Below are 10647 nucleotides of genomic sequence, written 5' to 3'. Positions count from 1 at the left end.
CCAACCCGGGGCGATCCAGTGGCTGAGCGGAACGGGCCACCGTTGTCGGCCACCAACGTGATGGGCACGACCTCCCCGGTGACGGGGTCGGTGAGGTACTCCAGCAGGTCCAGCCCCTCAGGCAGCATCGAGGCCGCCTCCGCCAGCGCGAGCTCGACCGCGGCGACCGCGTCGTGCTTGTTCGCGGTCGGTGACCAGTGCCACCCGAACTCGTACTTGGACCAGTAGTCCGCGATCCCCGCGACTCGCCAGGTCCCGCCCGTGGCGGTCTCGTACTCGGAGAAGTCGAACTGTCAGACCATGTTCGGACCCGTCGGGGTCTTGGCGAACGCGGCCTTGCGCTGCTGGGCCAGGTCACGACGTTCCCGCTGGTAGTCCGCCTTCAGCAACAACCCGGCGTCGTCCAGGATTCGCGCCGTGGTCGACATCGACACCCGGTGGCCGCCGTGGCGGGCCATGGCCCAGATCTTGCGGTGGCCCCACGCGGCGTGCTTGGCCGCCAGGCCAGCGATCACCTCCCGGGATGCCTCGCGGGCCGGCTGCGGTCAGGGCCCCTTGGCGGGGCGCCCGGCGCGGGCGTGGGCCTGCCAGCGACGGTAGGTCCGTTCGGGGATGCCGACCAGTGCGCAGAACCTCGTGGTCGGCATCCCCGCCTCGGTACGGATTACCTCGAGGTCCTCGAAGGGCCCAGGCGGCCCTCAGCGCTCTTCTTCCACACCCGCGCCTCAAGATGGGCCTCACCCAATGCGGTGGTCAGCTCGGCGATCTCCGCCTCCAGCTGCTCCTCCCGGGTCGAGGGACCGGTCCGGCCCGAGGCCAGCGCGGTTCGTCCCGCCTCCAGGAACTCAGCCTTCCAGCGGCCGATCGACTGCTCGGAGACCTTCTCCTTGCGCGCCGCTTCGGCGATGCTCATCTCGCCTGCCAAGACACTCAGCACGATCCTGGTCTTCTTCTCTCGCCGGGATCACAGGTGGTCGACCCATAGGCCATCTCCTCCTCGGTCACGCCGATCATGCCCTCATAACCGGTCTGCCAAGAAGTTTGAGACGCGACAGCAGCAACAAACAGCAAGTTGTCTGCCACTTGCTGCATCAGGAGCGCTCTCCAGATGCTAAGCCCCCAAGCACTTCAGGAACGCGACACTAGAGCAGCAACGGCCCCTCTAGAGCCGTCCACAGGGTGCCGGCAACGATCCCGAGGGCCAGGCTCGCGGTGGCGGCGACACCGGCGGTGGCGGCAGCCCAGGCGTCCCCGCCCGTGCGGCGACGGGTCGCGGATTCCTGGGTGGGGCGGGCGAAGACGGGACCGAACCAGCGGAGGTAGTAGAAGAGGCTGAGCAGGCTGTTGAGCATCACGAGCAGGGCCAGCCAGCTGTGTCCACCGTCCCAAGCGGCGGTGGCGGTGGTGAGCTTGCCGACGAACACGGCCGTCGGTGGGGTGCCCACTAGGCCGAGCAGTGCGACGAGCAGGGCGAGTGCGAGCCCGGGGCGTTCGTGGACCAGCCCGCGGTAGGCGGTCAGGTCTCGGCGCTCGGGAAGGGCCGCGGTGACCGCGAAGGCGGCCACGTTGGTCAGGGCGTAGGCGGCGAGATAGAACAGCAGTGAGGGCAGGGCGAGGTCACTGCGGCCGGCGGCGGCCACAGGAACGAGGAGGAACCCGACCTGGGCCACGGTCGACCAGCCCAGCAGCCGGCGGGGATCACGCTGCCAGTAGGCGGCGAGGTTGCCCAGGAACATCGAGGCCGTGGCCAGGGCTGCCGTGACGATCAACCATGTCTCGTTCCCGGCAGAGATCGTGGCCACGAACCGGTAGATGGCCACCAGTGCTCCGATCTTGGGCACGGTGGTGAGGAAGGTCGCGGCGGTCACGCCGGTGCCTTGTGCGGCGTCGGGGATCCAGAAGTGGACGGGCGCTCCGCCGGCCTTGAACAGCAGCCCGGTGAGCACGCACAACACGCCCGCGCCCACGGCTGCGGCCGGGGCGCCAGGTAGTTCGTCTTTGAGCTGGGCGTAGTCGGTGGCGCCGGTCAGGGCGTAGAGGAGGGTGACCCCGAGCATGAGCAGGATCCCGGACAGCGCACCCATGAGGTAGGTCTTCATGGCGGCCTCGGCCCCTGAGCGACCGCCGGTCAGGCCCACGATCCCGTACAGGGGGATGCTGGCCAGGAGGAATCCGACGATGAGCACGAGCAGGTCGGTGGTCGCGGCCAGGACCATGACCCCGGTGGTGGCGAAGAGCAGCAGGGCGTAGGTGTCGGACTCCCGGGGGGCGTCGGCGATCTCTCCGGAGGCCACGCCCAGGACCAGCAGGGTGGCCAACGCGGCGATCACCCGGGCGGCGCCGGTGGCGGTGTCCACGGCGGAGGTTCCCGAGAATGCGGTCTGCGCGGGCCCGGCCATGGCCAGGGCCGCCGCGGTCGCGGCACCCAGTAGCGCCAGGGCGGCCACGGCGCGGGCGATCCACTGCCGATGTCTGGGCAGGAACGAGCCGCCCAGCAGGACGATCAGGCCACCGAGGAAGGTGAGGATCTCCGGGAGCAACAGTTCGGGGCGCATCTGCATCGAGGCGTCCACGGTTACCTGCCGACCAGGTCGACAAGGGCGGCCGAGGCCGGCTCGATGACCCCGAGCAGTAACTGCGGCAGGACGCCGATGAGCAGGGACAGGGCCAGCAGTGGGCCGATCGACCACAGCTCTCGACCGTGCAGGTCCGCGAACCCGGGCGACTGGCCCTGCGTGGGGCCGGTGAAGACTCGCTGCAGCGCTAACAGGAACAGGGCGGCAGTGACGAGGATGCCCGGCAGAGCGATCGCGGTGACCGGGGCGACGGCGATGCTGCCGGCAAAGATCTGGAACTCAGCGATGAACCCGGACAACCCGGGCAGGCCCAACGAGGCGAACGCCGCGATCGCGAACAGTGCCGCGAAACGCGGCGCGGGTGTAGCCAGGCCACCGTAGGCACCCATGTCGTAGGTGCCGGCGCGGGTGCGCATCACCCCGGCCAGGAGGAAGAGCGCGGCGGCGATCAGCCCATGGCTGACCATCTGCACAACCGCGCCGGTGACGGCCACTGAACGGGCCTGGGCGGTGTCACCGGCGATGAGGCCGACCGCGCCCAGGGCCAGGACGATGTAGCCCATGTGGTTCACGGAGGTGTAGGCGATCATGCGTTTGAGGTTGGTCTGGGCCAGTGCCACGAATGCTCCGTACAGCACCGAGACGATGCCGACCACCACGATCACCCAGGCCCATGCCCGCCACGCCTCGGGCAGGATCGGCATGGCGATGCGCACGAAGCCATAGGTGCCCATCTTCAGCAGCACCCCGGCCAGCACCGCCGAGCCGGTGGCCGGGGCGTCGGTGTGGGCGGGGGGCAGCCAGGTGTGGAAGGGCACGGTGGGGGTCTTCACGGCCAGACCCACCAGGATCGCCGCCAGCACCAGCCCTCCGGCCAGCGGGCTGTCCTCCAGCGGCGTGGCCGCGACGAGCTCGGGGATGTCGAAGGTGTGGGGATCCGAGGCCACGTACAGGCCGATGAAGCCCAGCAGCAGGGCGAGGGACCCCAGGAAGGTGTAGAGGAAGAACTTCAGTGCCGAACGGGCGGCATTCCCGTGACCCCACCCAGCGATGACGAAGTACATGCCCACGATGGACAGATCGAAGAAGACGAAGAACACGATGAGGTCGGCAGCCACGAACACCCCGAGACTCACGCCCTGCAGGAACAGGAACAGAGCCGTCTGCGCGCGGGGCCGCTCACCGTCCCGAAGAGCGTAGACGGCGCACGCGAGGAAGATGACCGCCGTCATGGCCACCAGCGGCAACGAGAGCCCGTCCACGCCGACGTGGTAGCTGCTGCCGACCCCCGGGATCCACGGCACCTGCTCCTCGAATGCCAACCCGTTCGGCCCCGGATCCTCATACCCGGCCCAGAGGACGCCGACGAGCACCACCTCCACGGCGCTGACCGCGACCCACACCCACCGCGCGGCCGCGGCGCCGAGCGAGGGAACCGCAGCCACGACTACGGCGACGGCCAGGGGAAGGAAGACGATCAGACTCAGCATGCTCAACCCATCACGGCGTAGACGGACCAGACCACGGCGCCGGCGGCCAGCACCGCGACGGTCTGGAGGAAGTATTGGTGGATGGCCCCTGTCTGCGGGGCCCGCGCCAGGTGCCCGAGTCGGCGAACCCGGCCGGCGATAGCCGACACGACCCGGTCCAGGACGTGGTCATCGACGCGGGCAGCTGACCGCGCCAGCATGAGGACCGACCCGGCCACGGCATTCACGGCCCGGTCCAGGACGTGGTCGTCGACGCGGGCAGCTGACCGCGCCAGCATGAGGACCGATCCGGCCACGGCATTCACGGCCCGGTCCAGGACGTGGTCGTCGAACCGCGTCAGAGCGTGCGCCACGGTCAAGGACGGGCGCACCACGACGGCCTGCGCCGCCGCTTCCAGCCCCAGCCACCGCCGAGCCCACCTCGGCGCGGGGGCACGCACTCGCAGCATCAGCAGCACCACGACCACTGCGATCACGGCAGAGACGGCCAGCTCGACGGTCGGGATCTGAGCGTGGCCGCCCAGGGCGCCGGCGAGCATGCCACTGATCGGAGGCAGGGCGAGCACACCCAGCACGACCGCGCCAACGGCAAACACGACCAGCGGGGCCTGCTCCCAGGCGCCTACCTCGCCGGCGTCGTCGGCCCGCGCTTCGGCGCGGGCACCGCGCCGCCAGATCGCCCACAGGGCCTTGCCGGCATAGGCGGCCGACAATGCCGCGGCGACCAGTCCTGCAGCGTAGAGCCACGGGGATGACTCGAGCGCGGCCGTGAGCACAGCATCCTTGGTCGCCCACAGGGACAACGGTGCGATCCCGGCCAGAGCCAGCGCCGCCACGCTCGCGGCCACCCCCACGACCGGCCACCGACGGGCGACACCCCGCAGTTGCCTAAGGTCCTCGCTCCCCAACGCGGTCAGCCAGGCGCCCGCAGCCAGGAACAGCAGTGCCTTGACCGAGGCGTGCGCCACCAAGTGGGCGACGCCGCCACTGACCGCGCCGACACCGGCAGCGAGCACCACGAAGCCCAGCTGGGCGGCCGTGGAAGCGGCCAACAACTGCTTGAGATCCCGCTGTGCCAACGCCACGAGCCCCATGAGCGCCGCCGTGAGCACGCCGACCCACGCGGTCAGCGGCCCGGCCCACCCGGTCGCGGCCAGCAGGGGCTCCACGCGCAACAGCAGGTAGCCACCCATGGCGACCATCGCTGCGGAGTGCAGCAGCGCGCTGACCGGGCTGGGTCCTTTCATTGCTCCGGAGAGCCAGAAGGAGAAGGGCAGCTGCGCTGCCTTGCCCAGTGCCGCCACCAGGATCCCGGCGGCGGCGACATCCCGCCACGGCCCTTGGGCGGCCGGCAGGTCGGCCAGGGCCATGCCCGTCCCGCCGGCCAGGGCGGCGCCCGCGGCGACGTAGAGGCCCAAGTCAGCTGTGCGCGTCGTGATGAAGGCAGTGAGGCCTGCTGAGACACGGTCAACATCTCGCCACCAGAAGCCGATCAGGGCGTAGGAAGTCGCGCCCATCACCTCCCAGGCGAACAGCAGCGCCGGGATGCTGGCGGCGGTCGCCGTGACCAGGGCGGCCGCCGCGAAGATGAGCATCAGCCCGTGGAAGCGACCCCGGGACTCCCGAATGTTCCCGGCCGAGAAGACGAGGACCAGGAAGGTCACGGAGGCGATCATCGGCACGACCAGCGCCGCGAGGGCATCGACGTCCAGCGCGAAGTCAGCGCCAACGACGAAGGGGTAGGACACGGCCGGCCGCGCCAGCGCAGTGGCGAACGCCAAGACAGTCGCGAGCCCGGAGGTCACCAGCGCGATCGGTACCGCACCGCGGCGCGGGCGGGCGAGGGCGAGCACGCCGCCCACCGTGGCCGGGAGCACCACCATCGCCAGCAGGACGGCCTGGGGCCCGCTCATCCGGACAGCTCCTCAGCCATGTCGGTCATGTCCGTCTGGCGCCGTCGGTGCAGCAGCGTGGCCACCGCGAAGCCCATGGCCATCTCCACCGTCATCGCGGCCAGCACCACCAGCAGCAAGACCTGCCCGGTCGGATCCGGGGCCAAGAAGAACCAGAACCCGGCGGCAGCCAGGAGCACCCCGTTGATCATCAGCTCCAAGCCCATCATCACCATCACCACGACCTGCTGGGACAGGGCGCCATACAGGCCCACCGCGAACAGGGCGGCAGCCACCACCAGCACAGCCTCGAGGGTCACCGGCCCACACCCCCCGGCTGGGGATCGTCGGCCGGGCGGCGGCGCAGATCATCGCCGAACCGGTCATAGCGGCTGCGGTGGGCAGCCAGGACCACCCCGGCCACGATGGTCGCGACCATGACCGGACCCAGCACGGCCATGACCAACATCTTCTCGCCCATGATCTCCAGACCGAGCGCGCGGGTGAGATCCTCGGGAACGGCGCCACGGCGCTGTGGCCAGGGGATGAGCAGCGCACCACTGGCCAGCAGCACGAAGGCTCCGACCGATGCACCAATCGCCGTCTTCTTCCCGTGGGTCATGTCCATGGGCATCAGCGCGGGATTCATCCCCATGAACATCACCATGTAGATGGCCATCACCGCCATCTCCATCACCATCATCAGGATCGTGATGAGCCCCAGGTAGCCCTGCTCCAGCAGGAGGATCTGCACTCCCACGGCGATGAACGACAGGGCCAGGGCGTACGTGGCTCGTGCCATGGAGTCCACCACGAACACGGCCACGCCCGCGGCCACGGCCACCACGGCCAGCACCCAGAACGCCACTCCGGTCAGCACGGCTCAACCTCCCGACACGACGATGAGGGACACGAGCAGGTCCTGGACCACGACCGCGGGGAGCAGCACCATCCACCCGATCTCCATGAACCGGTCCGGGCGCACCAGCGGAACCTTTCGGCGCAGCCACACCAGCACGGCCAGCACAGCCACGGTCTTGACCAGCACCCAGGCCCAGCCGGGCAACACCGGCCCGGAGCCACCGCCCAGGAACAGCGGCACCGAGAAGGCTGCTCCAGCCGCCAGGAACAGGTAGCGCCCGGCCTGGAAGACGAGACGGTCCACGGCCGAGAGCTCGGCCAGCACCCCACCGGCGATGTCTGCTGCCAGCGCGGGAGCGAACGGTCCCCACACGGAGAACCCCGTCACGCCCACTAGGTAGACGAGGAAGGCCACCGGCATCCACACGACGAACCACAGGCCGTCCTGGGCGGCCACCACATCCCCGACACCCAGGCTGCCGGCGGCGATCGCCGGAGCGACCAGGGCGAACATCAGCGGCAGCTCGTAGGCCAGTCCGTGGGCCAGGAAGCGGTAGCCGCCCACCAGGCTGTGGGTGGAGTTTGCGCCCCACCCGGTCAGCCACACCAGGGCCCAGACCATGACGTCGACGACGTTGAACCACACGATGCCCACATCGGGATCGGCCAGCACCCACCGGCCCATCGGGATGACCGCGACGATCAAGAACGCGCCGATGAACATCCCGGCGCCACCGACTCGCCACAGCAGGGTGTCCGCGGCCACGGTGGTGCGTCGGCGTTGCCGCAACAGCCGCGCAGCGCGGCTCAGTGGCGCGGTCCACCCGCCGCGCACACCCTGCTGCCGGGCCGAGAGCACGGCATCGAGAGTCACCGCGACGTAGGCCAGAGCGCACAGGAGGATGCCGGTCACCACGGCCCACCCCACAGCAACGATCACCATCCCACTCTCAGGCATGCCCCGTCTCCTGGACGGTCGAGAAGGGTTCCAGATTCAAGCTGGCCACGGCCAGACGCACGGTGGCCAGCTCCAACCCGGTCACCAGATGCGGCATCCTCTCCCACGGCACTGCGCCAGACTCCACGGCCGCCGGGACTGCGCCGCCGCACACCTCGCTCCGGAGCCCTTCCACCATGGACGACAGGCGATCGTGGGCGTCTCCCCGGCAACCCTCCGGCAGGCCGTGCCGTGCCAGATCGGACGGATCGAGGACCAGCACCCCCCGCAGGGACCAGCGCAGCAACCACGATCTCCGCACCGTACGGTGCAACCGCTCGACGACATCCCGGGCGGCACCCTGATCGCCACGCACCAGGGCGTCCCGGGCCCGGCGAGCACGCGCCGCCGCGTCATCCGCCCCGGCCAACGCCAGCAGCGCCATGACGCCATCGCACCGCACCGCAGACGCAGGCACCGGTGGGGCCTGGGGCTCCTTGCTGCCGGCCGCCTGGCCCGCACCGTCAACGACGGACGCCGCAGCGTCGACGACGACATCACCTTGCAGCGAGCAGCACAGCACCAGCCCAGCCGGCCAAAACGGAAGCACAGGACCGAGCGGGAGATGCAGGACATCCATCTCCAGACCGTCCCGGTCCTGACCACCTTGGGCCAGCGCGATCCCGGCCGGGGCCATGTCCATTCCGCTATGACCCCCGTGGCCCGCGTGGTCCATGCCCTCGTGGTCCATGGCCTCGTGGTTCATGCCCTCGTGCCCACCGTGGTCCATGCCCTCGTGGCCCGCGTGGTCCATGCCCTCGTGGTCCATGGCCTCGTGGTTCATGCCCTCGTGCCCACCGTGGTCCATGCCCTCGTGGTTCATGCCCTCGTGGCCCATTTGACCGTGGTCCTCAGGAATCCGAGGCTCCTGCGCCCTCTCCCGGGCATCCGCCCGGTGATGCGGGGTATCGAGAAGGAGCGCTGCCGCGTCCTCGAGAGCAGAACCCACAACTGCCGACGAGGCGACGTCGACGCGCACCCGCGGACCGGGCATCTGTTCCCACAGGCGCTGCGCGAGTTCTACCAGCTCGGGACCTGGCACACCGCACACCGCCAGCACGTCCGCATCCGCCGGCGTCCATGCCGCAGACCAGCCTCGGAGCAACATCTGCTGCTCGAGCTCCACGCGCGTGAGCCAGTGACCCGGTGCCTCGACGATCAGGACACGGGCGGAGTTGACCGCCAGATGGGCGAGGATTCGGGTCAGACCCATCGGAAGACCCCCTCCCGCCAAGCCCACGTCACGGCGATGAGCAGTGCTCCGAGGAAGAGGAACATCTCCACCACCGCAGTCATCCCCTCCTCGGCCACGACCACTGCCCACGGGTACATGAACAACATCTCGACATCGAAGGCGAGGAAGACGATGGAGGCGGGATACCAGCGGGCGTGGAACCGGGAGAGCGCATGTTCCTGGGGCAACCACCCCGACTGCGCCGGGAGCACCGTTAGTGGCTCGGCCAGTACATTGACAGCCCGGTGGAGCGCATAGAGGAACGCCACAGCGAACACCGCCACCAGCGCCATCGCCACGATCCCGTACACCGCGATCCGCCCTTCTTGACCTGTAGACAAAAAACTTATGTGAGCCAGCAGAGGATCGACGCAAAAAAAGGGGGGCGTCGTCTGCCACGGACTGCGCACTCAGCAGCATCTCAGCGTCGAGGTCACTTGGCTGGCTGGATCTCGCTCTCCACGACCCACTTGTGATTGGTCATCTTCATGCCATCCATCGTGAGGTCGACCATGTACACCGTCTCATCGCTCGCGCTGTCGATCGTCGCCTCGGCGCCATCCATGCCGGCCATGTGATCGGCATCCAGGACGACCTCGGTACCCGCTTCCAATGGCGCGTCGCCGGGGTCCTTCAGCTCCTCGTGAACGACCCACTTGTGGTCCGTGATCCGCTGGCCGCCGTCCGTGGGCGTGTAGCTGATGGAGTAGGCCGTTGTGTCGAAGGCGCCCGAGATGGTCGCATCGGCCCCCTTCATCCCCGACATGTGGTCAGCAGTCAACGTCACCTTCGTGCCCACGGGATACGTCGGCGAACTCGCCTGCTCGATGCCCTCTGGAGGAGGTCCGCCATCAGTCTTGTGACCACCCATTGCCTCGCTGGTCCCACTGCTGGACGCGGACGAGTCAGACGTCATCGACGACTGCGGTGACTGCGTCGCGTCATCCTCGGCCGTTCCTCCGCACCCTGCCAGCAGCGCAATTGCCGCCGCGGCAGTCGCTGCCGCGTGAACCTTCCGATGGGCCGTCGTCATGCCATCTTCCTTCCTTCGCGCCTTCTCCTCGTGAACTTTCATACCCTTACCCCCTGGCAGTATGTACGGCTGCGTCGGATGGAGCAGGACGAGTTCGAGCAGGGTCCCGACATCTTGAACCAGGGCATGCTGACCAATCGTGGGCACATAGCCCAGCAGCTGTTCGCTCCTGTGCCAGGCGAGCAGGTTTCGGCATACCTCGCTGGGGTAGCCCAAGGACTCTCGTCGACGCGTGCCGCATGCACCGTTGTCGCGTCGCCTCATCGAATGAAGGAGTACAGACATGCACACCGTGGAGCAGATGCTCGAGACCTACCCGAAAGATCTGGGTGGCATCGACAGAGCCAAGTTGATCGAGTGCATCCAAGCCTGCTTCGAGTGCGCCCAGACGTGCGCCGCCTGTGCCGACGCCTGTCTGAGTGAGGACACAGTCACTGATCTCACCAAGTGCGTCCGCGCCAATCTCGATTGCGCGGACATCTGCACGACGACCGGCTCGGCGCTTTCGCGCCACACTGGTTACGACGCCAACGTCACGCGGGCTTTGAAGCGCCCCAGGTATCG

General features: G+C 68.8%; 12 protein-coding genes. 1 reads left to right on the top strand and 11 read right to left on the bottom strand.

From position 1 onward, the window contains the following. Nucleotides 1–293: 293 nt before the first annotated feature. The 11 genes from CWN80_RS09080 to CWN80_RS09030 all read right to left on the bottom strand — a co-directional run bounded on the left by CWN80_RS09080 (nucleotide 294) and on the right by CWN80_RS09030 (nucleotide 10083). Nucleotides 294–515, bottom strand: a complete 222-nt coding sequence (locus CWN80_RS09080; RefSeq protein ID WP_007927003.1) for an IS3 family transposase — start codon at nucleotides 513–515, stop codon at nucleotides 294–296. A gap of 149 nt (nucleotides 516–664) precedes the next feature. Continuing rightward, nucleotides 665–913 carry a helix-turn-helix domain-containing protein gene (locus CWN80_RS09075; RefSeq protein ID WP_238148162.1) on the bottom strand — a complete coding sequence of 83 codons (249 nt, stop codon included), beginning with the start codon at nucleotides 911–913 and terminating at the stop codon, nucleotides 665–667. A 229-nt stretch (nucleotides 914–1142) separates the two neighbouring features. Further along, nucleotides 1143–2573 (bottom strand): NADH-quinone oxidoreductase subunit N, encoded by a 1431-nt coding sequence (locus CWN80_RS09070; protein ID WP_007926999.1) that lies wholly within the window; start codon nucleotides 2571–2573, stop codon nucleotides 1143–1145. 2 nt (nucleotides 2574–2575) lie between these two features. Beyond that, the gene (locus tag CWN80_RS09065; RefSeq protein WP_128277191.1) at nucleotides 2576–4066 is read right to left on the bottom strand and encodes a complex I subunit 4 family protein; all 1491 of its coding nucleotides are present in this window, start codon (nucleotides 4064–4066) and stop codon (nucleotides 2576–2578) included. 2 nt (nucleotides 4067–4068) lie between these two features. Further along, nucleotides 4069–5979, bottom strand: coding sequence for an NADH-quinone oxidoreductase subunit 5 family protein (locus CWN80_RS09060; protein ID WP_007926997.1), 1911 nt, complete (start codon nucleotides 5977–5979; stop codon nucleotides 4069–4071). Then, on the bottom strand, nucleotides 5976–6278 hold the full coding sequence (locus tag CWN80_RS09055) for an NADH-quinone oxidoreductase subunit NuoK (RefSeq protein WP_007926995.1): 303 nt from the start codon (nucleotides 6276–6278) through the stop codon (nucleotides 5976–5978). The genes CWN80_RS09060 and CWN80_RS09055 overlap by 4 nt, the downstream gene beginning before the upstream one ends. Next, nucleotides 6275–6838, bottom strand: a complete 564-nt coding sequence (locus CWN80_RS09050) for an NADH-quinone oxidoreductase subunit J (RefSeq protein WP_007926994.1) — start codon at nucleotides 6836–6838, stop codon at nucleotides 6275–6277. Before CWN80_RS09050 ends, CWN80_RS09055 begins: the two co-directional genes overlap by 4 nt. A 3-nt stretch (nucleotides 6839–6841) precedes the next feature. Continuing rightward, nucleotides 6842–7732, bottom strand: coding sequence for a complex I subunit 1 family protein (locus CWN80_RS09045; protein WP_238148161.1), 891 nt, complete (start codon nucleotides 7730–7732; stop codon nucleotides 6842–6844). 37 nt (nucleotides 7733–7769) lie between these two features. After that, nucleotides 7770–9029, bottom strand: coding sequence for a hypothetical protein (locus CWN80_RS15830; protein ID WP_238148159.1), 1260 nt, complete (start codon nucleotides 9027–9029; stop codon nucleotides 7770–7772). After that, nucleotides 9020–9361 (bottom strand): NADH-quinone oxidoreductase subunit A, encoded by a 342-nt coding sequence (locus tag CWN80_RS09035; RefSeq protein WP_007926989.1) that lies wholly within the window; start codon nucleotides 9359–9361, stop codon nucleotides 9020–9022. The genes CWN80_RS15830 and CWN80_RS09035 overlap by 10 nt, the downstream gene beginning before the upstream one ends. A gap of 122 nt (nucleotides 9362–9483) precedes the next feature. Further along, nucleotides 9484–10083: a YdhK family protein gene (locus CWN80_RS09030; RefSeq protein WP_083853692.1), complete on the bottom strand. Its 600-nt coding sequence runs from the start codon at nucleotides 10081–10083 to the stop codon at nucleotides 9484–9486. A gap of 283 nt (nucleotides 10084–10366) precedes the next feature. Between CWN80_RS09030 and CWN80_RS09025 the strand changes: the two genes are divergently transcribed. Then, nucleotides 10367–10647, top strand: a 281-nt coding sequence (locus tag CWN80_RS09025) for a four-helix bundle copper-binding protein (protein ID WP_128277189.1), incomplete at its 3' end; no start/stop codon positions are given.

The organism is Janibacter hoylei PVAS-1 (assembly GCF_004025845.1).
Lineage (GTDB): Bacteria > Actinomycetota > Actinomycetes > Actinomycetales > Dermatophilaceae > Janibacter > Janibacter hoylei.
This window is presented reverse-complemented; position numbering and strand designations above follow the sequence as displayed.

What these genes read in the sequence shown, in the direction of transcription:
- CWN80_RS09060 (WP_007926997.1), bottom strand. Translation starts at nt 5,979, where the DNA reads ATGAGCGGGCCCCAGGCCGTCCTGCTGGCGATGGTGGTGCTCCCGGCC.
- CWN80_RS09075 (WP_238148162.1), bottom strand. Translation starts at nt 913, where the DNA reads ATGAGCATCGCCGAAGCGGCGCGCAAGGAGAAGGTCTCCGAGCAGTCG.
- CWN80_RS09030 (WP_083853692.1), bottom strand. Translation starts at nt 10,083, where the DNA reads ATGACGACGGCCCATCGGAAGGTTCACGCGGCAGCGACTGCCGCGGCG.
- CWN80_RS15830 (WP_238148159.1), bottom strand. Translation starts at nt 9,029, where the DNA reads ATGGGTCTGACCCGAATCCTCGCCCATCTGGCGGTCAACTCCGCCCGT.
- CWN80_RS09065 (WP_128277191.1), bottom strand. Translation starts at nt 4,066, where the DNA reads ATGCTGAGTCTGATCGTCTTCCTTCCCCTGGCCGTCGCCGTAGTCGTG.